Annotated in this window: 21 protein-coding genes and 2 tRNA genes; 14 read left to right on the top strand and 9 right to left on the bottom strand. The window is 66.2% G+C overall.

Annotated elements, in window-relative coordinates:
* From LT970_RS05220 to LT970_RS05210, 3 genes are all read right to left on the bottom strand, one after another.
* The gene (locus LT970_RS05220; protein WP_232688407.1) at nucleotides 1-1,053 is read right to left on the bottom strand and encodes a BMP family lipoprotein; all 1,053 of its coding nucleotides are present in this window, start codon (nucleotides 1,051-1,053) and stop codon (nucleotides 1-3) included.
* Nucleotides 1,054-1,315: 262 nt separating this feature from the next.
* The gene (locus tag LT970_RS05215; RefSeq protein WP_232688406.1) at nucleotides 1,316-2,677 is read right to left on the bottom strand and encodes a phosphopentomutase/phosphoglucosamine mutase; all 1,362 of its coding nucleotides are present in this window, start codon (nucleotides 2,675-2,677) and stop codon (nucleotides 1,316-1,318) included.
* Between the two features lie 93 nt (nucleotides 2,678-2,770).
* Nucleotides 2,771-3,244 carry a DUF5793 family protein gene (locus LT970_RS05210; RefSeq protein WP_232688405.1) on the bottom strand — a complete coding sequence of 158 codons (474 nt, stop codon included), beginning with the start codon at nucleotides 3,242-3,244 and terminating at the stop codon, nucleotides 2,771-2,773.
* A gap of 142 nt (nucleotides 3,245-3,386) precedes the next feature.
* On the opposite strand from LT970_RS05210, the gene LT970_RS05205 reads away from it, so the two are divergent.
* The 9 genes from LT970_RS05205 to LT970_RS05165 all read left to right on the top strand — a co-directional run bounded on the left by LT970_RS05205 (nucleotide 3,387) and on the right by LT970_RS05165 (nucleotide 14,438).
* Nucleotides 3,387-3,548, top strand: a complete 162-nt coding sequence (locus LT970_RS05205) for a hypothetical protein (RefSeq protein ID WP_232688404.1) — start codon at nucleotides 3,387-3,389, stop codon at nucleotides 3,546-3,548.
* Entirely contained in the window at nucleotides 3,541-5,211 is a 1,671-nt protein-coding gene (locus LT970_RS05200; protein ID WP_232688403.1) for a sodium/proline symporter, read from the top strand. Before LT970_RS05205 ends, LT970_RS05200 begins: the two co-directional genes overlap by 8 nt.
* Nucleotides 5,208-5,741: a hypothetical protein gene (locus LT970_RS05195; protein ID WP_232688402.1), complete on the top strand. Its 534-nt coding sequence runs from the start codon at nucleotides 5,208-5,210 to the stop codon at nucleotides 5,739-5,741. The genes LT970_RS05200 and LT970_RS05195 overlap by 4 nt, the downstream gene beginning before the upstream one ends.
* A gap of 50 nt (nucleotides 5,742-5,791) precedes the next feature.
* Nucleotides 5,792-7,441, top strand: a complete 1,650-nt coding sequence (locus LT970_RS05190) for a type II/IV secretion system ATPase subunit (protein ID WP_232688401.1) — start codon at nucleotides 5,792-5,794, stop codon at nucleotides 7,439-7,441.
* 1 nt (nucleotide 7,442) lies between these two features.
* A complete protein-coding gene (locus LT970_RS05185) occupies nucleotides 7,443-9,563 on the top strand; it encodes a type II secretion system F family protein (protein ID WP_232688400.1) in 2,121 nt (706 codons plus the stop codon).
* Nucleotides 9,560-10,273, top strand: a complete 714-nt coding sequence (locus tag LT970_RS05180; protein WP_232688399.1) for a class I SAM-dependent methyltransferase — start codon at nucleotides 9,560-9,562, stop codon at nucleotides 10,271-10,273. Before LT970_RS05185 ends, LT970_RS05180 begins: the two co-directional genes overlap by 4 nt.
* A 220-nt stretch (nucleotides 10,274-10,493) precedes the next feature.
* Nucleotides 10,494-10,564, top strand: a tRNA-Gly gene (locus tag LT970_RS05175).
* Between the two features lie 504 nt (nucleotides 10,565-11,068).
* On the top strand, nucleotides 11,069-11,887 hold the full coding sequence (locus tag LT970_RS05170; protein ID WP_232688398.1) for a CAP domain-containing protein: 819 nt from the start codon (nucleotides 11,069-11,071) through the stop codon (nucleotides 11,885-11,887).
* Nucleotides 11,888-12,020: 133 nt separating this feature from the next.
* On the top strand, nucleotides 12,021-14,438 hold the full coding sequence (locus tag LT970_RS05165; protein ID WP_232688397.1) for a methyl-accepting chemotaxis protein: 2,418 nt from the start codon (nucleotides 12,021-12,023) through the stop codon (nucleotides 14,436-14,438).
* A gap of 41 nt (nucleotides 14,439-14,479) precedes the next feature.
* Here LT970_RS05165 and LT970_RS05160 read toward each other — a convergent pair whose 3' ends face one another.
* A complete protein-coding gene (locus tag LT970_RS05160; protein WP_232688396.1) occupies nucleotides 14,480-15,772 on the bottom strand; it encodes an MFS transporter in 1,293 nt (430 codons plus the stop codon).
* 153 nt (nucleotides 15,773-15,925) lie between these two features.
* Between LT970_RS05160 and LT970_RS05155 the strand changes: the two genes are divergently transcribed.
* Nucleotides 15,926-17,017, top strand: a complete 1,092-nt coding sequence (locus LT970_RS05155; protein WP_232688395.1) for an aminopeptidase — start codon at nucleotides 15,926-15,928, stop codon at nucleotides 17,015-17,017.
* 214 nt (nucleotides 17,018-17,231) lie between these two features.
* Here LT970_RS05155 and LT970_RS05150 read toward each other — a convergent pair whose 3' ends face one another.
* Nucleotides 17,232-18,047, bottom strand: coding sequence for an HD domain-containing protein (locus LT970_RS05150; RefSeq protein WP_232688394.1), 816 nt, complete (start codon nucleotides 18,045-18,047; stop codon nucleotides 17,232-17,234).
* Between the two features lie 196 nt (nucleotides 18,048-18,243).
* Here LT970_RS05150 and LT970_RS05145 point away from each other — a divergent pair, with 196 nt between their 5' ends.
* From LT970_RS05145 to LT970_RS05130, 4 genes are all read left to right on the top strand, one after another.
* Nucleotides 18,244-18,855, top strand: coding sequence for a DUF1405 domain-containing protein (locus LT970_RS05145; RefSeq protein ID WP_232688393.1), 612 nt, complete (start codon nucleotides 18,244-18,246; stop codon nucleotides 18,853-18,855).
* 85 nt (nucleotides 18,856-18,940) lie between these two features.
* Nucleotides 18,941-19,225 carry a Sec-independent protein translocase subunit TatA/TatB gene (locus tag LT970_RS05140; RefSeq protein ID WP_232688392.1) on the top strand — a complete coding sequence of 95 codons (285 nt, stop codon included), beginning with the start codon at nucleotides 18,941-18,943 and terminating at the stop codon, nucleotides 19,223-19,225.
* Between the two features lie 40 nt (nucleotides 19,226-19,265).
* Nucleotides 19,266-19,338: transfer RNA gene (locus LT970_RS05135), tRNA-Arg, on the top strand.
* 453 nt (nucleotides 19,339-19,791) lie between these two features.
* Entirely contained in the window at nucleotides 19,792-21,126 is a 1,335-nt protein-coding gene (locus tag LT970_RS05130; protein ID WP_232688391.1) for a DUF7289 family protein, read from the top strand.
* Nucleotides 21,127-21,150: 24 nt separating this feature from the next.
* On the opposite strand, the gene LT970_RS05125 is transcribed toward LT970_RS05130, so the two are convergent.
* Genes LT970_RS05125 through LT970_RS05110 form a run of 4 tightly spaced genes read right to left on the bottom strand, consistent with a single transcriptional unit; the run spans nucleotide 21,151 to nucleotide 23,473 of the window.
* Nucleotides 21,151-21,951, bottom strand: coding sequence for a DUF7289 family protein (locus tag LT970_RS05125; RefSeq protein WP_232688390.1), 801 nt, complete (start codon nucleotides 21,949-21,951; stop codon nucleotides 21,151-21,153).
* Nucleotides 21,944-22,438, bottom strand: a complete 495-nt coding sequence (locus tag LT970_RS05120) for a DUF7266 family protein (protein WP_232688389.1) — start codon at nucleotides 22,436-22,438, stop codon at nucleotides 21,944-21,946. The genes LT970_RS05125 and LT970_RS05120 overlap by 8 nt, the downstream gene beginning before the upstream one ends.
* Complete coding sequence (locus LT970_RS05115) at nucleotides 22,426-23,007, bottom strand: DUF7288 family protein (RefSeq protein WP_232688388.1); 582 nt, start codon at nucleotides 23,005-23,007, stop codon at nucleotides 22,426-22,428. The genes LT970_RS05120 and LT970_RS05115 overlap by 13 nt, the downstream gene beginning before the upstream one ends.
* 1 nt (nucleotide 23,008) lies before the next feature.
* Entirely contained in the window at nucleotides 23,009-23,473 is a 465-nt protein-coding gene (locus LT970_RS05110; RefSeq protein ID WP_232688387.1) for a DUF7287 family protein, read from the bottom strand.
* Nucleotides 23,474-23,475 lie beyond the last annotated feature (2 nt).

Here is a 23,475-nt window from a genome sequence, read left to right as displayed (position 1 = left end):
CTACTGGGGCTGGGTGGGAACGCTGATGTCTCCCGCGATGATGGATTCTCGCGCCTGGGAGAGCGCGTCCTTGACGTCCTGGGGGATTTCGGAGCCGAGCTGGTCGCCGTACGCGACCTCGACGCCGTTGTCGTTCAGGCCGAGGCGGGTCGTGGTACCGCCCTTGAAGTTGTCGTCAACGACCGCCTTGATGGAGTTGAAGATGGCCGTGTCGACGCGCTTGACCATGCTCGCGAGGATGACGTCCGCGAAGTCCGGCTGCGTGACGGACTGCGCGCGGTCGACGCCGATGGCGAACTTGCCCAAGTCCTGTGCCGCGCGGAAGACGCCGACGCCGGTCGCGCCGGACGCGTGGTAGATGATGTCGGCGCCCGAGTTGTACATCGAGCGTGCCTGGGACTGGCCCGCGGCCGGATCGTTGAAGCTGCCGACGTACGAGGACAGCATCTCGATGCTGTCGTCAACGCTCTTCACGCCGGCCTGGAAGCCAGCCTCGAACTTCTTGATGAGTGGGGATTCGATGCCGCCGACGAAGCCGACGGTGTTGGTTCCCTGCGTGGTCGCACCGGCGCCCGCGCTGAAGTCACGCTGCGTGAGCATTCCGGCCATCTTCCCGACGAGGTACGATCCGGTCTCCTCGCGGAAGCGGTAGCTCGCGACGTTGTCCTGGTCGACCGACTCGTCGATGATGGTCCACTTCTGCTCGGGGAACTCCTTGGCGTTGGCCTGGAGGGCTTCCTTCTGCGCGAAGCCGATGCAGTTCACCAGGTCGAAACTCCCGTTCTGGGCGTACTGCTGTTGCATCGACGCGAACTCGGAGTTGTTCTCGGGCTGGGACTCCTCGTACGCAATGCCGAGTTCCTCCTTGGCCTTGATGAGTCCCTGCTGGGCCTGGTCGTTGAACGACCCGTCACCGAGGCCGCCCGTGGCGTACACCATTCCGACCTTCGTGCCGTCGCTGCCACTACTGTTCCCGGTACAGCCCGCGAGTAGTGACGCCCCAACTGTGCCCCCAGTCGCCTTCAGGAAGTCGCGCCGGTCGAAGTCCACCATACTTGCCAGTAAGGCAGTCCCTGAGTGTGATAAACGTGCCGTTTCCGAGAACTGTCGGCGGTCGGATATCCAGGTATTCGAACATCCTGACGGTCGAACGCCCTCGGCAGTTCCCACCATCCTGCCAACTCGCAATCCCTCGAACTACTGACTCGCAGCCCCCCGGACACCGGCTCACAGTCCCCCGGACCACCGGCTTGCAGCCTCTCGGTTCGCGACCGCCTGGTCGCGCCCAGCCGAACGGGCGTCCGGCCGGAGACTTTCAGCTCTCCGCGACTGCGTCCTCGACGACGCCGGCGACCGCCTCGACGAGCTCGTCGACGTCGTCGCTCTCGGCGTACACGCGAACGTAGGGCTCGGTCCCGCTTGGTCGGACGAGCGTCCACGACGAGTCGTCGAACTCGAGGCGGACGCCGTACTCCGTCTCCACGGCGGCGTCCGGGAACCGCTCCGGGAGACGTCGTTCGAGACGTTCCATCACCGCTGCCTTCGCGTCGTCCGGACAGGACACGCTCACCTTCCGGTACGGGCGCTCGGTCACGGGGTCTCGCAGCGGGCCGAGTCCGCCCGCGTCGGCGACGAGTCGGGACAACACTGCGGCCGAGGCCACGCCGTCAATCCACCCGCCGAACGCGGTGTGGATGTGCTTCCACGGTTCCGCCGCGAACACCACGTCACCGCCGTCCTTCCGGGCCGCCGCGATTCCCTCGTGGAGCGCGCCGAGCCGAACACGCTCCACGCGCCCGCCGGCTTCCCGGACGCGTTCGTCGATGCGCGCCGACGCGTTCGGCGTCGTGACGACAACCGGGTCCCCGGATTCGCTCTCCCGCGCGTAGTGCTCTGCGAGTATCGCCAGCACGGTGTCCTCGTGGACGACCTCGCCGGCCCTGTCCACGAGCACGATTCGGTCAGCGTCGCCGTCGTGTGCGATGCCGAACGCCGCGTCCCCACCAGCCACGAACTCGCGGAGGTCGGTCACCGTCTCGGGCGTCGGCTTGCTCGGTCGTCCGGGGAAGTGGCCGTCGACGTTGGCGTTCAGCGTCACGACGTGCGCGCCCAGTTCTCGCAGTACGTAAGGAGTCGCGATGCCCGCCATCCCGTTCCCGCAGTCGACAGCCACCGTCAGTCCGTCTAGGGGCGCGCCGTGGTCGCTCGCGTACGCGGTGACCGCCTCCCGGTAGTCGGCAAGCACGTCCACGTTCTCGCTGTCACCCCACGCAGACCAGGTCGCGTGGTCAGCGCCTTCGTCCACACGAGCTTCGACAGCACGCTCCTGCTCGCGGTCGTACTCCGAGCCGTCCACGAACAGTTTGATGCCGTTGTCCTCAGATGGGTTGTGGCTCGCCGTCAACTGCACGCCGCGTCGGCCCCGAGAAGCGTACGCGAGCGCTGGCGTCGGGAGCATTCCCGCGCGGTAGACGGTGACGCCCGCGGCCTCGAGTCCGGCCTCCATCGCCGCGGCGAGCGCCGGCCCCGTCTCGCGCCCGTCGCGCGCCACCACGAACTCGGTGTCGCCGCCTTCGCGCGCGATGGCGCCCGCCGCCGCGCCGACCGAGAGCGCGAGCTCCGGATTCACGAGGTCGGCGGCGTCACCCCGGATCCCTGCCGTGCCGAAGAGGTCCATGCAGAGAGCGAGCGAACGCGTTCACTTAGCTTCCGCGTTTCCGATAGTGGGAAAGAGCGTCGGACTGGCCGGAGTTCCACGCCGTCCGACCCGTCAGAGTTCCACGCCGCTCGGAATCAAAGACTGCGAACGAAGCAGGTCGCCGTCCGCGCTGTACACGAGGAACGTCGACTTCTCGTAGACAACGAGTTCGTCGCCGTCGACGCGCAACTCCACGCGGTAGCGTCCGTCGCCGTCGTCCGTTGCTTCGCCGTAGCGGCGCGCCGCCTGGATGAACTGCAGGACGTCCTCGGCGTCCTGATTCAGTTCCAGAACGAAGTCGCCGGTGAGGCGGTTGGTGACCGCGACGACGCCGCCGGCGTTCGATTCCGCCGAGTCGTCCGTGAGGCGGAAGGTGACGTCGGTGTCGTCGGCGTCGAGCAGGTTGTCGTCGTGGTCGGTCAGCCTGTCCCGAAGGTCCACCGTCGGACCGGTGAACTCGATGACCACGTTCGGCTTGCTCGGATCGCCGTCCTCGTCGACCCAGTCGATGTTCGACACGTCCAGTTCGAAGTAGTCCCGACGCATTCCGTGCGAGTGACTACGACAGAGGGGGAAATGAACGTAACGCTGATTTCGGCCTCCGGACTACCCGCGGACCCACTGAACCGCTCCGGGGATGGGTCATTCCACACCGTTATTTGATTGTAGTTCACTGCTGGAGACACAGATGGTAGTCAACACGCTCGACTGGGTCGCACTCGTCGTCCCGTTCGTCGTGTACTTCCTCATGCTGATCGTGTACTACGTCTGGGAAGGACGGCGCGAGCAACGCCTCCGTGAACAGTACGACGAAACGAACACTGACGAGACGGGGGAGGCCCATGGCTAACGGCATCGCGGGCGGCGCCGGCGCCTGGGTCATCGGCACGTTCGCCGCGTACCTCCTGGTTCTCGTCGGAATCGGCGTGTGGGCGACCCAGTTCATGGACTCCGTCGGGGACTACGTCATCGGCGGGCGCGAAATCGGACCGGTCGTCACCGGGTTCTCCGAGCGCGCCTCCGAGATGAGCGGGTGGCTCACGCTCGGCGTCCCGGCCGACGCGTACAGCACCGGCGTGATGGCGTTCTACAACGGCCTGGGGATGATTCCGGCCGACCTGTTCGCGTGGGCCGCCCTTGCCAAGCGCCTCCGGAAGTACTCCGAAATCGTGCGCGCGGTGACGCTGCCGACGTTCTTCGCTACCCGACTGCGCGACGACACGGGAATCGTCAAGGGCGTCTCCTCGGTGGTGCTCATCCTCTTCGAGGGCGGCTACGTCGGCGCCCAGATCGTCGCCGCCGGCACCCTATTGCGCGTGCTCACCGGCGTCGAGATGTGGATCGGCATCGTCGCCGGCGGCGTCATCGTCGTCGGGTACACGATGCTCGGCGGCTACGTCGCGGTGGCGTGGTCGGACTACTTCCAGGGCGCCATCATCCTCGCGGCGTTCATGGTGCTGCCGATTCTCGCGTACACTACCTGGGGTCTTCCATTCGACGAGGTCGCGGCGAGTCAGGGCGGCGCCGCGCTCACGAGCATCACCGCCGGCGCGACCGGGTGGGCGGCGCTGTTCGGCATCATCTCGTACGCCGCGATCGGTCTCGGCGTCCCGGGGAACCCCCACATCATGGTGCGGTTCATGGGCATCGACCGCGTGAAGAACGTCCGGAAGGCCGCGCTCGTCGCCCAGCTGTTCATGTTCGCCGCGTACATCGGCGCGGCGTTCGTCGGCCTCTACGCCATCACGCAGTTCGGCGGTCTCGAGAACACGGACAACGCGATGCCGCTGGTGACCCTCGAGTTGCTGCCGAGTGTCATCGCCGGGGTCGTGCTCGCCGCCGCGCTCGCCGCGATGATGTCGAGTGCGGACTCCCAGTTGCTCGTCGCGACCAGTGCCGTCGTGGAGGACGTCTACCACGGCTTCCTGAACCAGCAGGCTTCCGAGGAGAGACTCGTCGCGTACTCCCGGTACGTCACGCTCGGCATCGGGTTTGCGTCCATCGGCTTCGCGTACCTCGCGCGCGAGACGCCCATCTACACGCTCGTCCTCGACTACGCGTGGGGCGGCCTCGGCGCCGCACTCGGCCCGCTGCTCATCGCGACGCTCTGGTGGAAGCGCGTCACCGCAGAGGGCGCCGTCGCGAGCATGGTTACGGGCGCCCTGACGATGGTTCTCTGGACCCAGTGGTCGACCATCCTCGGCCCGGCGTTCATCGAGCAACTCCACCCCGCCGTCTCCGGACTGCTCACCGTCTATGGCCTGTTCCCGGCGTTCGTGCTGTCGGCGGCCGTGCTCGTCGCGGTGTCGCTGTCGACGAAACCCCCCGACCAGGACGAACTCGAAGACGACTTCTCGGTGATGCACAAGCCCCTCTCGGCTGTCACCGGCGACGGTGACGAGCGGTCCTCCGGGCCGGTCGCCGACGGCGGTCGCCCCGAACCACGAGCGGTCACCGAGATGGACAACGTCCGCGCCCAGGTCGCTGACAGCGACTACTGGACCGAAGAATGACCGGAGCCGAATCCGCCGAAAATCCGGCCACGCCTGGCGAACACGGTCGTGAACACGACGACGAACGCGTTCGCGGCACAGAAACCATCGACGTCGTCGAACCGGCCGTCGAACGCGAGGACGTCGACGCCACCGGCCGCGTCGGCGCCGTCGCGTACCCCTACCTCGTCTATCAGGCGTCCGTCTCCATCCCCCGACGGTTCGGGGGCGACCGCGAAACGGAGTACGTCGTCAGCCTCGATTGCTCTCGGCGGATGGCGCTTCGCGCCGACCAGCGTCCGGAGACGGAGACGCGCACCGTCGAGGACGTCCTCGTGTTGCCCGCCGAGATAGACGAGACGCAGGCCCACGAGATGGCCCGGCGGTCGGCGTTCGACTGGACGCTGCGGACCGTCTCGCTGTCGAGTTCCCCGGAGATCGAACTCGGGGAACCGGTCGCGGCGTACAAACTGTTCTGGCTGGCGTCCAGACCCGACGGCGATGTCGTCGTGGACAGCGTCCGCGGAACCGAGCGACCGCTCGCCGAGTGACGAGCGGGCAGTCTTTAAGGGGCCGGGTGAGAACCACCGGATAGCAATCGATGTCGACGGAACTCCTCGCGGACCTCGAACGACGACTCGACGACGTCCGACAGCGCGCCGCGCGCGTCGCCGAGGTGCTCCGCGGGGCCGACATCGACATCGACGAGTACGACCCCGACGCCCACGGCCCCCTGGTCACGTTCGACGGACTGGAGGGGTACGAGGAAGTCGACCGATACTGGGTGAACGCCCCGTACGCGTTCGTCTACGTCGGCCACGACCCCCAGGAGAACGAACACCGCTACCACGTCGTCGAACCCGAACTCGACGAGTTCGAACGGGAGCTACTCGACACCCTCTACGACGACATCCGGGACTCGCTCATCTACGACGCCGAGTACGACCCGGAGAACCCCGAATCCGTGCTGAAGACGCAGATCCGACGGCTGCTCGAAGAGTACGGCGTCGTCCTCGACGAGAACGCCTTCTACCGGTTGTTCTACTACCTCCACCGCACGTTCGAGGGGTACGAGAAACTCGACCCCGTGATGGCCGACCCTCGCATCGAGGACGTGTCGTGTGACGGCTACGGAGTCCCGCTGTTCGTCTACCACCAGGAGTACGGCGACGTCGAGACGAACATCTCCTACGAGAAAGCGGAACTCGACAGTTTCGTCGTTCGACTCGCCCAGCAGTCCGGGCGCCACATCTCCATCGGCAACCCCGTGACCGAGACGACGCTCCCGGACGGGTCGCGCGCCGAACTCGCGCTGGGCGAGGAAGTCACCCCGCGAGGGTCGGCGTTCACCATCAGGAAGTACGCAGAAGACCCGTTCACGCCCGCCCACCTCGTCGACCTGAACACGTTCGACCTCGACCAGATGGCGTACCTCTGGCTTGCCATCGAATCCAACAAGAGCCTGCTGTTTGCGGGCGGTACGGCCTCGGGGAAGACCACGTCGATGAACGCTATCTCGATGTTCATTCCGCCGCGCTCGAAGGTGCTCAGCATCGAGGACACGCGCGAGTTGACGCTCTACCACGACAACTGGCTGTCCTCCGTGACGCGGGACGCCACCGGCGAGAACGACGACATCACGATGTACGATCTGCTGCGGTCGGCGCTCCGCCACCGCCCCGAGTACATCGTCGTCGGCGAGGTGCGCGGCGACGAAGCGATGACGCTGTTCCAGGCGATGAACACCGGCCACACGACGTACTCCACGATGCACGCGGACAGCGTCCAGACGGTCATCAACCGCCTCGAGAACGACCCGATCAACGTGCCGCGCGCGATGATCCAGAGCCTCGACATCCTCTGCGTGCAGACGCTCACGTACGTCGGCGACGAACGCGTCCGCCGGAACCGCGTCGTCGCGGAGATCGAAGGAATCGACCAGCGCACGGGCGACCTCGACTACTCGACGGCCTTCGAGTGGCAGGCCGAGAGCGACGAGTTCGCCCAGCGCGACTCCCACGTCCTCGAGGAGATTCGCGAGGAACGCGGGTGGTCGCGCGCCGAACTCCTCCGGGAACTCCGGAACCGGAAACGCGTCCTCCAGTACATGTGCGACCAGGGCGTCACGGACTACCGGCGGTTCACTGCGCTCGTCAACGAGTACTACGCGCACCCCGAGCGCGTCGTCGACCGCGTCACCGACGAACTGACCGACGACGTCGCCGTCGACGCGCCGGGTGTCGGAAAGTAGTATGGCGCTCGCGTATCTGCCACTCGTGCTCGTCTTCGCGGTGGTCACAGTGGTCGCACTCACACCGTTCGTGGACCAACTCGACCGCCTGCTGAGTCGGGTCGCGCTCGCCACGTTCGGTCGGTTCGCCCGGGACCGCGAGTCCGCGAATCCACAGCAAGTGCGCTCGCTCCACGGCGCGCACGTCGGCACGACCTACCGCGTGTACGCCGCCAGAACCTACCTCTACGCCACGGTCGCGGCGCTCGCCGGGAGCATCCTCGGGGTCTATCTCGTCGCGGGCGCGCTCGTCTTCCTCGGGACGGTGACCCCCGAGTTCGCGGCGCAACTGCCCGCGCCCCTGGGACCCCTCGTCGCCGGTGGCCGACCGGGGTTCGACCTCCTCGAACTGTTCGGCTTGTTCCTCCTGTCGAGTGCGACCCTCGGCGTCACGTCGGCGTTCGCCACCCACCAGGTCCGGTGGCTGCTTCCGAAGTACGAGGCCGCCGAGCGCGCGCGCCGCATCAACGCGTCGATGGAGCGAACGGTCGCGTTCATGTACGCGCTCTCACGGAGCGGCATGGCGCTCCCCGAGGTGCTTCGAATTCTCGCCCGGAACCGCGAGGTGTACGGCGAGAGCGCGCGCGAGATGGCGGTCGCCGTGAAGGACGTCGACGTGTTCGGCGCGGACATCCTGCGCGCGCTCGAGCGACTCGGCGACCGAACGCCCAGCGATGAACTCGCGGAGTTCACGGAGAACCTCACGAGCGTCCTCCAGAGCGGCCAGAACCTCCCGTCGTTCCTCCACAACGAGTACGAGTACTACGCCGAGGAGGCAGAAGCCAGGCAGTCCCAGTTCCTCGAACTGCTGGCGACGCTCGCGGAGGCGTACGTCACTGTGCTCGTCGCCGGCCCGCTGTTCCTCATCACGATCCTCGTCGTCATCGGGTTGACCCTCGGCGGAACCCTCGGCTTCCTCCGGCTCACGGGCTACCTCCTCGTCCCGCTGGCAACTGCAGGGTTCGTCGTCTACCTCGACAGCATCACGGAGACGGCGATCGCGAACACGACGAACGATGACGAACGCGAGGCGTCAATGGTCAGGTTCGTCGACGTGCCGACTGCTGATGGGGTAGCTCGCAGTGACGGCGGGGCGACAGATCTCGGCGGGAAGTCGGCTTCGGGCGTCCCACGGGAGACGAATCGCGAACGCTTCGACACCCACGAGTGGCTGCGGCCCATCCTCTATCGACTCCGCCATCCGTTCGCTGTCGTTCTGGAGTCACCGAGCGTGGTGTTCTGGGTGACCACGCCGCTCACGCTGGGCTACCTCGTCGTGCGCTGGTGGCCACTCGCGTCGAACGGCGTCACCGACGTGAGCGCCTACGACGACCCGCTCGTCCACGCCGCGTTATTCGTTCTCGGGACGTTCGCGCTGGCGTACGAACTCCACCGCCGACGCCTCGGGGCCATCGAAGCCGGGGTTCCGGACTTCCTCGACCGGTTCGCTAGCACGAACGAAGCGGGGATGGCTGCCGTTCCGAGTTTCGGTCGCGTCGTCGACAGCGATCTCGGTGCGCTCACACGGGAGTTAGAGCGCACCTGGGCGGACATCCAGTGGGGCGCGCGCATCGAGAACGCACTCCACCGCTTCGGGCAGCGCGCACAGACACCCGCCATCTCCCGCGTGGTGGCGCTCACGACGAACGCGATGCGCGCGAGCGGCGACCTCGGCCCCGTCCTGCGGATCGCTGCGGACGAAGCGAAGGCGACGCGGCGACTGGAGCGCGATCGTCGGAACGAACTGCTCACCTATCTGGTCGTCATCTACGTCTCCTTCTTCGTGTTCCTCGCCATCATCGTGGCCCTCGACACCGTCTTCATCCCGAATCTGCCGTCCGGCGGCCTCGGCGGCGCGGCCGCCGGGTCCAGTGTCCCGACCGGTCCGTTCTCGCGCGCCGCACAGCTGACCGAGGCGAAGAAGGACGCGTACAGCCTCGTGTTCTTCCATACAGGACTGGTGCAGGCCATCTGCTCGGGGCTCGTGGCCGGACAGATGGGTGAGAACAGCGTGAAGGCGGGCGCGAAACACGCCACGGTTATGCTCCTCGCGTCGTACGGCACGTTCGTGCTCATCGGATGACTCGCCGAGACGTCCGCCGGACCTACGACCGCATCGCGGAGCACTTCGCCCAGACTCGCGAGTACGCGTGGCCGGAGGTCGAGGAGTTCCTCGACGACTGGGCCCACTCCACCAGGAGTCCCAGCGCTGGCGGTGACGCCGCCGTCGCGCTCGACGTCGGCTGTGGGAACGGCCGCCACAGCGAGGTGCTCGCCGCGCACGCCGACCGAGTACTCGCGCTCGACGCAAGCCGCGGCCTCCTCGGAACTGCACGCGACCGCGCAACCGACCACGGATTCGACGCCGACCTACTGCAAGGTGACGCCTCTCGTCTTCCTCTCTGTGACGGCGTCGTCGACGTCGCGGTGTACGTCGCAACGCTCCACCACCTGCCGAGTCGTGAGTCGCGAGTCGCCAGTCTCGACGAACTGGCGCGCGTGCTCGCGAAGGGAGCTACAGCGCTGGTCAGCGCGTGGAGCACCGAACACGACAGATTCGAGAGCGAGGCGCATAGCGCTTCGGACAGTCGAACGGCCGAAGGCTGTGAGACGGAAAGCGAGGGCTTCGACACCACGGTCGACTGGACGCTCCCCGGCGGCGACACCGTCGACCGGTTCTACCACATCTACGCCCCCGACGAGTTCCGCGCAGACCTCCAGACCAGTTCACTCGCCGTGCGCGAGGTCTTCGTCTCGAGCGGTAACTGTTACGCCGTCGTCGCGTCCGAATAGGGCTTACAGACGGGCCTCCTCTCGGTCACGCGGCACGCCCGCCGTTTTCGCTCCGCCGCGTGACCCGACAGTCAGGACACGCCCCGGGTTGGTTCCTCCCTGACACTTGAACTCTCGGGCGAAGGGAAACGCCCATAAATACCGACCGGGAAAGTGGTATCAAGCACCGGTGGTGAGCCGAACGGAGTTCGGCGATGCACGGTGTGAGCGGACGAAGTGAGCACCGGTGGTCTAGTGGCAGGACCTGAGCCTTCCAAGCTCATGGCCCGGGTTCAAATCCCGGTCGGTGCACTCCTTCCGGTCGTTTCCGACCGACGTCTCGTTCGCTTCGCTCACGAGACTCCCGGTCGGTGCACTTTCAACATCCTTCGTGGTGGTTCTCCGAGCCTTCCAAGCTCATGGAAGCAAAACTGAGCGAAGCGAAGTTTTGCGACCTCGGAAGACCGAGCGAAGCGACGGTCTTCCGGTGGCCCGGGTTCAAATCCCGGAAGACGCGTCGCGTCTTCCGACGTTCGCAGTCCGCCGGACTGCTCACTCCCGGTCGGTGCACTCCCTCCGGTCGTTTCCGACCGACGCCAGTCCTGGTCGACTAGGGCTGTCGTTCAGTCGACAGTGACGACTCCCACTCACGCTCCGCCGGCGTTCCCGTTCGCAGTTCTCAGCGGTGAAACCGCCACCCCGACGTTTATGTGTGCGTTCGTCTCGAACTCCGTCAATGCTGATTTGGTGTACTCTCCGTGGACCGGCGGCGAGAACGTCGGAACCAGCCAGGAGAGAACGGGAGGGCGCCCGAAATTGAGCCGACGTTGTCCCGCGTGCGACGCAGCAGTCGCCGATCAGGAGCGGTGCCCCGCGTGCGACACGCCTGTTCCCGTTCCGTCGGGGACCGAGACCGCGGTCGAGGAACCCATCGACGTCGAGTGGGATTGCTCTGAGTGCGGGCGGACCCACGTCAAGAACAGTCCGCCGTGTTCCAGGTGCGGGCACACAGTACTGGAAAAGCGACCTGTCTACCCCTCGGACGTAGCGTTCGACAGCGACAGCGAGACGTCACCGTCCCGCCGCGGGTACCTCAAGTACGTAGCGGGCATCGGCCTGGCAGTGCTCGGCGGTGGGTTCCTCTACGTCGATGGGACGAGCACGCCCGCGATGCCCGACGCGTCGGGCCACGCCGACAGCGCGAAGGGTATCGAGTTCGCGGCGGCCGAGACGCGACTTCGCAAGCGAGTGAACGACGAACGCTCGAGCGACGGGGTTTCGCCCCTGCAGCACGCCGACGCCCTCGACAGCGGCGCGACCTACAACACGCGGTACATGGTCGCCAACGGATTCGGTGACACGCCGGACATGACCGAGATCCTCCGGGAGTTCGGCGCGACGAACTACGACGAGGCGGTGCTCGCTGTCGACCAACTCGGGAGCAACGCCGTGCCGTCCGACCCGCTTGCCTCCGTCGAGTCAGCGACGGAACTGGGCGACCGGTTCGCGTCGCGGTGGCTGGACAGCGCGGGGTATCGTGGGTCGCTCCTTAGCCCTCGGTACGCAAGCATCGGCCTCGACATACACGTCGACGTGGACGGGTTTGTCTACCTCACCGGCATCCTGACGGACTAACTCCCTGTCCGGACTGCCGCCCCGGACCGACTGCCTCCACACAGCGCGTCCACCATCGACAGCCTGCCGCGGTTCTCAGCACTGAAATCTCCGACCGTACCTTTATGTGTGCGTTCCTCCCGGTACTGATTCAATGTCGATTCGTTCTCTCTTTGCTCGCGTCGGCCGGCGCCTGACGCCAGGGCCGGTCCGGCGGAGCTACCTCGCGAAGTTCGGGGGTGCGTTGCTCGTGGTGATGCTCTGCATCGGTGCCGTTGGCGCGTACACGTACGTCGAGACGTCCGACCAGCTCGAATCCCAGGCCCGGGCCGAGTACACCACGGCCGCGGAGTTGAGCGCGTCGGCCATCTCGGAGTGGCGCGTCGAGCGGACGAACAACGCCCGGATGCTCGCCCAGTACGACGTGCTCGTCGGGGGGAACTACACCCGCATCCAGTCGTTCCTCGAGACAGAACTCGCGCGGATGCCCGGCGACCTCCAGGACCTCCACTACGTGAATCTGCTCGACCGGTCCGTCGCCGCGAGCACGAACAGCAACATGCAGAGCCAGCAGCTCTCCGCAGAGAACGCGCCGTGGTCCACGCAGGACATCACGTACGGCGACGACGGCGTGTTCGTCTCGGAGCCCTACGTGAAAGACGGCTCGACGCGACTCGCGTACGTGGCCCGGATCCCCTCCGAGTACGGGTCGCGGAAGGTAGTCGTGATGACGACGAATCTCGGCGCGGTGACGTCGAGTTTCCGGCGCCCGACGGCCGACAGTTTCACGCAGGTCGTGAGCGCGTCCGGGAACGTCGTGGCGGACGACCACGCCGTCGCGCGATTGGACGCGTACGCACCGAACGCGACCGACACCTCAGTCGTCGCCGCGGCGAGCGGCGGGTCGGCTGGCTTCCGGAGCGAGACCGCGGTCGAGCAGTCCCTCGAGACCGACCACGTGGTGGCGTACGCGCCAGTTTCGGGGACCGACTGGGCGGTCGCACTACACGTCCCGACGAACGAGGCGTACGCGTTGCGCTCTACGGTGACGACCCAACTGCTCGTGATGCTCGCAGTGGCGTTCGCGGGCCTCGGATTCATCGCGCTGACGCTCGGCCGAGGGACCGTGGTGTCGCTGAACGTGCTGAGTCGGAAGGCGGAAGCGCTCGAACGCGGCGAGTACGACACCGACCTGTCGGTGTCACGCAAAGACGAGATCGGGGGGTTGTTCGCGTCGTTCGCGAGTCTCCGTGACACCGTCCAGAGCCGGATTCGAGAGGCAGAGCAGGAGCGCCAGTCTGCCGAGGCGGCGAAGGCGGAGGCCGAAACCGCGCAGGCCGAGGCGGAGCAGGCCCAGGAGCGCGCGGAGGAGGCCAGACGCGAGTCCGAGGAGCAGGCGCGCCGCTTAGAGCGGACGGCAGCGGACTACTCGGCGGCGATGGAGGCGTACGCGGACGGCGACCTGACGGTCCGCCTCGACGAGGACGCCGCGGACGACGCGATGACGGACGTCGCGGCGGCGTTCAACGACATGGCGAGCGACATGGAGGAAACGGTCGCCGGCGTCGCGTCGTTCGCCGACGAGGTGGCGGACGCGAGCGACGAGGTGACCGCGCGCGCCGAGGCCGTCGAGCAGGCGGGCCGCGAGGTGTCCACGTCGGTCGACCGCATCAGCGAGGGGACCGCAGAGCAGCGCGACCGCCTGGAGTCCGTGGCGGTGGAGACCGACGACATGTCCGCGACCATCGAGGAGGTCGCGGCGTCCGCCGACCAGGTGGCGGACACGTCCCGCTCGGCGGCGTCGCTCGGCGACGATGGCCGGGACGCGGCAGCGGACGCGGTCGATGAACTGCGGGAGATCGAGACGGAGACCGAACGCACCGCGACCGCGGTCGAGGAACTCGAGTCCCAGATGGCGGAGATAGACGACATCGTGGACGTCATCTCGGGCATCGCCGAGCAAACTCACATCCTGGCGTTGAACGCGAGCATCGAGGCGGCGCGCGCCGGCGAGGCGGGCGACGGCTTCGAAGTCGTCGCCGAGGAAGTGAAGGGGCTCGCGGCGGAGACAAAGGAGTCCGCGGGCGACATCGAGGCGCTCATCGAGGACGTGCGCGCGCAGACCGACGAGAGCGTCGACGCGATGGACGACATCCAGGAGCGCGTGACCGACGGCGTGGAGACCGTCGAGGAGACCCACGACGCGCTCGAATCCATCGTGCAGCGCGTCGAGGAGGCGGACAGCGGCGTTCAGGAGATCAGTCGCGCGATGGACGAGCAGGCGGGTTCGGTCGCGGAGGTTGCTGGCGCCGTCGACGACGTGGTGCAGAACGGCGAGGAGACCGCCAGCGAGGCGGAGACGGTGGCGTCGGCGGCCGAGGAGCAGGCGTCGACGCTGTCGGACGTCACCGAGCAGGCGCGGTCGCTGTCCGAGCGCGCGACCGCGCTCAGCGAGCGCGTGGACGCCTTCGAGGTGGACGCTGACGGCGAGACGTTCGAGGCGGCGGTCGAGGACGACGCGAGCGAGCGGCGCGCTCGAACGGACGGCTTCGAGTGGCCGAACGCGGAGTAGCCGGCCCTTCTGGATGATGTTCTGTGGTCCGCTCGATAGTGTCAGTTACTCGGTGTGGACTGTGGTTCGACGGCGAGCGCGCGCGAACGGACGACCACGAACACGCCCGTTGCCACGACGATGAACGCGGCGGCCGTGAAGAACGCTATCTCGGGGGTGGTGAAGTCCTTGATGGCGCCGACCGACAGCGGGCCCGCTATCTGGCCGGCCTTCCAGGAGATCGAGCGCAGACTCATACTGGAGGCGACGGAGTCGAATCGTTCGCCCTCCTTGACGAACAGCGACATGCTCGCGGGGAGGCGGACGGAGTCTGCCACACCCAGAATCAGGTACGCCACGAACAGCGTGACGGCCGGACCCGTGACGGTGTACGCGCGACCGAAGCCGGCGACGGTGAATGGAGCGATGGCGTCCTCGGCGACGGCGGCGAACGGAACGAACGCGACGCCGAACGCGTACAGGACCGCGCCGGCGAGCACGAACCGGTGTTCGCCGCCGAGTCGGTCGGTGAGGTCGCCCATGTACCCCTGGAGGATGGTCTTCGCGAGTTTGCCGCCGGCGAGGATGATTCCGATGGCGAACGCGTTCACGCCGAATCGGGTGCTCGCGTAGATGGGGAGGAAGATGATGATAGACATCTTCCCGACGCTGAACGCGACGCGGAACACGACGAGCGAGCGGACCATCGGCCGCTCGAGGAGGCGACGAAGCGTCTCGGCGCCGGTGCGCTTTTCGGCGTCGGCGCTGCCGCCGGGGTTGTCCCGGAGCGCGACGAACAGGAGTACCGTCGCGGCGATGGTGATGCCCGCGAGGAAGACGTACGTGAACGTGAAACCACGAGTGAACAACAGATACCCACCGACGAGGTCGCCGAGGAACGAGGAGAACGCGGCGACCTGGTTGTAGACGCCGAGCCATCGGCCGCGAGCGCCGGTCTCCGCGATTTCGCCGACGACCGTCGACCCGGTTATCCAGAGGATGCTCGCGCTCACGCCCTGCACGATCCGCACGAGCACGACGTGGACGGGGTTCGAGACGAAGATGAATCCGGCGAACACGACCACGTTGACGAGCAGCCCGGCGAGCAGCCAGCGTTTCGCGTTCCCGGTGTCGATGGCCCGCCCGAGCGGCAACACGATGAGCGCCTGCACGACCGCAAAGCCCGTCACCCACAGTCCTTCGACGACGCCGGTGGTGTCGAACGCCTTCGCGTAGAGGGAGAGGGCGATGATGACCGTCGAGTACGCCTGCGCTCGGGCGAACGCGGTGCCCGAGAGCGCGAGGAACTCGACGTTCCGGAACAGAGAGACGGGACTACTGGATTCGGACGACACTGTTACGAACCGAAATACCCGAGGGCGCTTCTTAACTCACTCGACACGCGGAAAGATTGCCGGGACTTCGTCGAGCGGCCGAGCGCGTTGCGAGAGATCCGGCAAGGCACACGTTCCCACAGGCTTTTGCCCGTGCGCTCGACCGTCTCCTCCATGGACGAACGAGTTCGACGGCACGCCGAGGTGCTCGTCGACAAGTGCGCGGAGGTCGAGCAGGGAGATATGGTGGAGGTATCGGCGTCGCCCGTCGCCGAGGAGTTGGTCGAGGCAATCTACGAGCGACTCGGCGAGATCGGCGCGCGACCCTCCCTCTCGTGGCAGAGTTCTCGAGCGAGTCGAGCGTACGCACGAGCTATGGACGAGGACGACTACTCGCTCCTCGAGCATCGACTCGCGGCGGTCGAGTCGACGGACGCGTACATCGGCATCCGTGGGTCGCGCAACATCGCAGAGATGAACGACGTTCCGCCGGAGAACACGACCGCTGCTCGCAACGCCAACGAGGAACTGCAGCAGGCGTTCGACGACCTGAACTGGGTCGGCACGCAGTACCCGGCTGCCGGCAACGCACAGAAGGCAGGGATGAGCATCGAGGCGTACGAGGACTTCGTCTATCAGGCGGTAGACCGCGACTGGGACGAACAACGCGAGTTCCAGGCCCAGATGGTAGAGATTCTCGACGACGCGAGCGAGGTCCGAATCGTCTCTGGCGACGAGACGGATCTCAAGATGTCGGTGGATGGGATGATCGCGGAGAACGACGCCGACGACGCGAACATGCCGGGCGGCGAAGCGTTCACCGCGCCCGTGCCGGACAGCGTCGAGGGGACCGTCCTGTTCGACCAGCCGCGGATGTGGCGCGGCGAGGAGATTCTGGACGCTCGCCTGGAGTTCGAAAACGGCGAGGTCGTGGAGTACACCGCCAACCAGAACGAGGACGCACTCGACGAGATTCTGGAGACAGACGACGGTGCAAAGCGCATCGGCGAACTCGGCATCGGGATGAATCGGGGAATCGACCGATTCACGTACAACATGCTGTTCGACGAGAAGATGGGCGACACCGTCCACCTCGCACTCGGCCGCGCCTACGAGGAGAGCGTCGGCTCTGACTGCGAGCGAAACGTTTCGAGCATCCACGTCGACATGATCACGGACATGAGCGAGGACTCGTTCATCGAGGTCGACGGCGAGGTCGTGCAGCGGAACGGGATGTTCGTATTCGAAGACGGGTTCGAGGAATAGCTGTCGCTGTCACGGAAGCGGTCGGCGGAGGCAGTCTGTCGTAGCGGTCGGACAAACGTACTCGGCAGAGCGTAGAGACGCCGAGTTTCGCTCCGCGAACGTAGTGAGCGGAGGCGCCGAGGACCCCCGCAGGGGGGTCCGACGGCGCTTTTTCCGCAAGTTTTTGCCGAATGGGGCGCGCGAAGCGCGCCCCATGCAGAGCAAAAAGTGCGTCTTAGAGCTCGATGCGTTCGACGAGTTGGCTGTCGTCGCCGCTGGTGTTGAGCGCGACGATGCGGACGTCGTCCTCGAGGCCGGAGCGGTGAAGTTTGTCCTTGAGGAGTTCGTCGACCTGGTAGACGCCTGCGGCGTTGTGCATCTTGATTTCGACGAGCACAGGAGTGCCGTCTCCCTCGTGGAGGGAGACGGATTCAATTGCCTGACTGGAGATGGTGTTGATGCCGCGGCCGCCGCGCTCGTACGGGAGCCGTGAGCGTCCGCGTTCCATGTCGAGGCCGTCCGCGATGCGGATGACGCCGGCTTCCGTGGTGAGGGGGTCTTCCTCGGTGTGGTGACAGAGGATGGCGTGGAGGACTTCGCCCTTGACGCGCACGCGAGTGCCGACGTCGTCGTAGAACTCGGGGAGGAGTCGGTCGAGGAGGTCGGCGGCGAGCGGGATGGAGTAGTAGGCGTGGTCGTCGCGATGGACGACGTGCCCGATGTCGTGGATGGTGGCGGCGAGGGCAATGATGACGGATTCGTCGGCTTCGTCGAGGCCCTGGTCGCCCGCACCGTTGAATTCGACGTCGCCTCGTTTGAGGAGTTCGTAGAGGCGGAGCGCGCGGTTCCGAACGATCTCGATGTGCTTCGTGCCGTGGTCGTTGTACCCCTTTCGCGCGACGGGGTTGACGTTCTGGGCTTCGAGGTAGGTCGTAATCTCGGGGTCGTTCTCGATGTACTCAAGTACGGCGTTCAGGCGGTGGTCTGGGAACGCGTGGTCGGCGTCCGGGTCGTACTCGTAACTACTGCTCGACGCTTCAGCTTCACTCATAGGTGATAGTCGTCGCTCAAGAGGAAAAACTGTGTGGCCACGGTAGGGTTCGCGGCAGGTGGCCACTTCCTGACAGTCTGCCGGCCCGCCACCAGTCAGTCGACGGTGTGTCTCTCCATGACCGGGCGCGAATCTGCTGTTGGTGTGGCGATTCACCTGGAAAGGTCTATGCGTCTCGCTTTCCCTCTTCCGGATAATGCGGACACTCATTCCGGAGTCGGTAGCGACTCCTTACCTCGAGGAGGACGCGTCGCGGGCGCTGCTCATCCTCGCGAACTGCGTCGTCGTGCTCGTCGGCATCGACTTCTACCTCCCGCAACTCCTCGAACACCGGAACGTGTTCCTCTGGCCGGTCATCTTCGATAGCCCGCTGGCGGCTGCGTGGGTGACGTTCAGCCTGCTCACGCTATCCGGCGCGGGGAGCATCGCCGCCTACCGGAACTCCCGGGTGCACGTCCTCCTGAACACCATCGCGTTCGTCAGCGTGCTCAAGTACGGCGTCTGGACGCTGTTCACGCTCAACTACTTCTTCACCGCGTACTACCCGGACCCCGTGTCGTACTTCGGGAGTCTGTTCGTCCACGCCGTCATGGCCCTGGAGGCGTTCCTCCTGCCGTACTACGCGAAAACCACCATGTGGGCGCTCGGCGTCGCGCTCGTCTGGCTCCTCGTCGGGGACGTCGTCGATTACGGGTTCGGGCTGTACCCCCATCTTCGCGTGGAGCAACTCGGCGTCCTTCCAGGGGTCACGGCGTTCTTATCGTTTGCGTCGGTCGCCACCGCGTGGTACTGCCTCGACACCGAGTGAGCGCCATCCCGCTCGGCGACCTACCAGACGCCAGGTAGAAAGAGCATAAAGCCTATAATTGCGAGTAGACAAGGAACGATTAGCGATGTTCACCATAACCCCACTGTTCGGCGCGCTCCCCGGCGGCATGGAGTGGGCAGTCATCCTGCTCATCGCCGTGTTGCTGTTCGGCGCGAACAAGATCCCGAAGCTCGCCCGATCCACCGGTCAGGCGATGGGTGAGTTCCAGCGCGGCCGTGAGGAGATCGAGGACGAACTTCAGGACATGCGCGGCGAGGAGACGGAGTCCACCGAAACGGACACTGCCTCGACCACCTCCGAGGCCGAAACCTCGAGCGAGTCCACGTCCGACTCCAAGTCGACCAACTAACGCAACGGTTTTTCTGCCCGCGCCCAGTTCTTCGATAGCGGGGCGTGTGGCCAAGCGGATACGGCGAGAGGTTCCTAACCTCTAGATCGCGGGTTCGAGTCCCGCCACGCCCGCTCACTCGCGTTGCTCGTTCGCGGGCGTGGCGACCTTCGCAAACGCAAGCGTTTGCTCAGTCCCGCCACGCCCGTCGAGAGACGGACCGAATGGAGCGTCTCCGAATGTGCGAGCGGTGAACGGAGTGAGCCGCGAGCATGCAAGGAGGAGCGAAGCGACGACTGAACCGGCATGGCGGGACTCTAATCAGGGAGGGCGTGCGCAGCGAAGCGAGCACGTCCGACCGTGGTTCGAGTCCCGTCACAGCCGCTCACTCGCTACGCTCGTTCGCGGACGTGACGACGTTCGCAGACCTTCGGTCTGCTCACTCCCGTCACGCCCTGGTTTACACGTTAGTCGGGTCACGCCGCGCCCGTTTTTGCCGAGTGAAACAGAACCGGCATCTTCTGACGGTTCGGTTACCAGTTGTCCGTCAGATTCTTGCCCGAGTGGTTCGTACGAATATAGAATCAATGGCGCGCGGACAATCGGAAGTGCTGGGGATGGTGCTGTTACTCGGCATGACAGTCGCGGGGGCCAGCGTCGTCGTCGTCACCGCGAGCTCCGCGATGGACGGCGCCCAGCAGACTTCCGCAGTGCAGCGCGCCGAACACTCGATGAGTCTCCTCGACGCTCGGGGCGCGCTCGTCGCACTCGGCCAGACCACCGGCCAGACCGTCTCGCTCGCGAACTCGGGGGACGGCAGCTACAAGGTCCGTCCGAACAGCGGACGCATCGTGGTTTCACAGCAGAAGAACAACAACACGACCGAGTACGTGAACACGACGCTGGGGGCCGTGGTGTACGAGAACGGCGACACGAGCGTCGCGTACCAGGGCGGCGGCGTCTGGAAGTCACAGGGAGCGGGCGCGACGATGATCTCCCCGCCGGAGTTCAACTACCGCGGCGCGACGCTGACGTTCCCGATAATCCGCATCGTGGGCGGTCGGTCCTCGGCGACCGGCGGCGCGACGGTGCACCTCTCCCCGGACGAGGTCGACGAGTCCGTGTTCCCGACGCAGAACCAGTCGAACCCCCTCCAGGGCGGGAACGTCACCGTGACGGTGCACAGCGACTACTACCTCGGATGGGCGTCGTTCTTCGAGGATCGCACCACGGGGAACGTGACCGTCTACCCCGAGCAGTCGAAGGTCAGCCTTCGGCTCATCGCCCGCGGAACGGGCGGCACGTTCAGTCTCGACAACATGCCACGGCAGATCCGCGGACTCTCTGACGGGGACGACGACGCGGTCCAGTCCCTGGAGTTCACGCTCGAATCGAGCAAGAGTTCCGACTTCAGCGACCTCGACTGGGCACTCGTCGCCGAGGAGGGGCCACAGCGAATCGAGATGCACATCGGCAGCGGCAATCCGTGCAAAGATAACGGAAAGTCCCCCACAGTAACAGTCACCTACGCGAACGGCGACACCACTCACCGGTGGGAGAATACGTCGGCGTTCAAAAAGTCCAACTCGGCGTTCACCTACGAGTGCCCTGGGGACAACGATAAGGACCCGGTCCTACACTTCAACTTCGCCGGCGATACGAACCTCACGTACATGGGCGAAAGCGATAGTTCTCCGCTCTCGAACCGGTCTACGGGGTACATCACGAACCACTACCTCACGAAGATGGGGCCGAACGTGGAACTCTTCGTGGAGACGAAGGGCAGTCAGGAATCGCACGGGAACTCCGGCAGCGTCGCCCTCGAACAGTCGACCGGGTCGGTCGAATACTCGGCGTCGAGCGCGAACGTCGTCACCTATCTCCACATCACGAAGAACACGGTGAACGCGACGGTTACGTGACGACGCCGCCTGGATGGCCAGTAGCTACGTGAACGAGACTGCCACGCTCACGTCCTGGATGTAGACGTCACCCGGGGGCAGACGGCAGGTCACTTCGCCGCTGACTCCGTCCTCCGGCCCAGTACAGGTGAGTCCGACGTCGTCCTCGAGGTAGCGCTCCCACGCGCTCGCTCGCGGCGACGTGATGGTGAGGTTCGCTTTCGCGTTCTCGAACCGGGCGACGTTCCGACCGCTTACCTGCGTTCGAACGAGCAAGCGGCGGGTGTCGAGCGCGCTGACCCCGCTGCTCGCGTCGTCGGTCGCCACGAGCGGAATCAGCGTCCGATTGCCAGTGATGATCCGCGGCGGGTCGAACATGACCGCGCGGTCGCCGTACTGCCGGAACAGCGCGCCGTTCGCGTAGACGAGTTCGCTGCCGTCGTCGGTGCGGTAGACAATCGGTCGTATCGAGCGCTGGTACCACCTGCCGGACTCGGTGGTGACGTTGAACGACACCGGCGGCCCGAACCCGATGGAGGCATCGGCGAGGCGGATCTCGGTCGCGCGACTCGGCGCGCCGCGCAGCGCGAGGTCCTCGACGTTCGCGTCGAGCACGTCGAATGCGCGCTCGGCGTTGTCGAAGCGCTGCACGTCCCGGGCTTCGGTGAGCGCGTCGAACCCGCCGACGTAGACGACCGCGACGGTCGACACGACGATGCCGAAGATGAGCACGAACCCGAGGACGTCGCTGAGCGCTCGCCCCAGCCGCGAGGCGTCGTCCGCGCTCCGCGGTCCTGAGGCGGCGTCCACGCGACGCGCGCTCGGGGCGTCGCCCGTGCTACGCATCCTCGATCACCAGTTTCGTGTCGTTGTAGACGATGACGAAGGCGCCACTGGGCTGGATCGTGGCGGGCACCGTCGTCTCGCTGTCGAAGGGAACAGTCACCCGCACGTCGGGGTCGCTCGCGACGAGCACCACGCGCTCGTCGCCGGTCTGGTTCACCCGTATCTCGTAGGTCGACCCGACGACGCGCTCGGGAACCCGAACGACGAGGCGGACGGTCCCGCCGTCGCTGGCGCGCGCGAGCTGGTCGGCGGTGGCGAGGTCCGAGGCGACGCGCTCGCCGACCACGCTGAGTTCGGTCCGCGCGGCCGCCTGGCGCTGGTTCTCGACGAGCGTGCCCGCGGAGAGCAGCAGCGTCGTCACGAGGATGGTAGCGACGCCGAGGTTCAGGACGTAGCCGACCGTCGTGGAGACGGCTCGACTGTCGCCCGCGCCGGGGACGGGAACGCTGGGGGCGCTCGCCGTCAACCGGTCGATCACATCCGCCATACGACCACCTCCACCTCGACGACGCTGTACACGGGCCCGGGAACAGTCGGCGCCTGGGGTTCGAGGTACGACGCGTTCTCGACCGCGATGGTGCGGCCGTTCTGGTTCGTGAACGTCTGGTCGTCGAACAGCGTGACGACGCGAGTGGCGGCGACGGCGTCGGAACTCGGTGCGCCGTGGTAGACCACTCGGCGGGTCTGGCGGTTGCCGTTCGGGCCGACGTAGTAGATGTTCACGTTGTACGCGACCGCGGAGTCGTCGAAGGCCTCCTCGAGCGTGTTCCCGAAGGTGGTGTTGGGTGGGTCGCCGACATAGTATCCCTCGTCGTCCGCGTGCTGGAAGGTCGCAGAGGAGTTGTTCCAGTACAGCAGCGTCTCCGTGAGTTCGCCGTCCTCGCGAGCAGTCTCGAGCAGGCCGTTGAGGGCGCGCTCGTGCTGGGTTTCGATGTGCTGGCTCGCTGTACTTGCGGTGAGCGGCGTCACCGCCGTGGACTGGAGCGCGAACACCACGGCGAGCACGACGACGAGCGACGCGGCGACTCCCTCGAGGGTGTGGGCTTGCGCGCGCATCTCACCACACCCTCACGATCAGGTCGGCGCGTTCTCCCCGGTAGGACACCGTCCGCCACGCGGTTGTGACGCTGGCGTCGTCGGGAACCTGGTCACCCGCCGCTGCGACGACCGCGGGGCCGTCCATCGTGGTGTTGTTCTCGAGGACGACGCGCACGGAGTCCCGGTCCTGCACGGCGAGTTTCTCCTCGATTGACGGCGGCTCGTCGAAGAACGTCTCGACGGCAGTCTCGTTCAGCGCGTACGGGTTGTCCGGGCTCGCGAGTCGGTCGGACGCGAGTTCGTCGGCGAGGCGGTTCGCGGTGACGGGGTTCGCGACGTCGCCGCCGTCGAACGGTTCGACGATTCCGGGGACGAACGCGAACGCGAACGCCACGGTGACGAGGAAGATGCTGATGCCCGCGGCGAAGTCCATGGTGGTCTGCCCCCGGGGTACGCCGTCAGGGGTGGGTTGTGTCCGTCGCATGG

Origin of the sequence: Halobacterium zhouii (assembly GCF_021249405.1) — an archaeon.
In the GTDB taxonomy this organism is placed as follows: Archaea; Halobacteriota; Halobacteria; order Halobacteriales; family Halobacteriaceae; genus Halobacterium; species Halobacterium zhouii.
The sequence above is the reverse complement of the archived record's forward strand: the minus strand, read 5'-3'. Positions and strand labels throughout refer to the sequence as shown.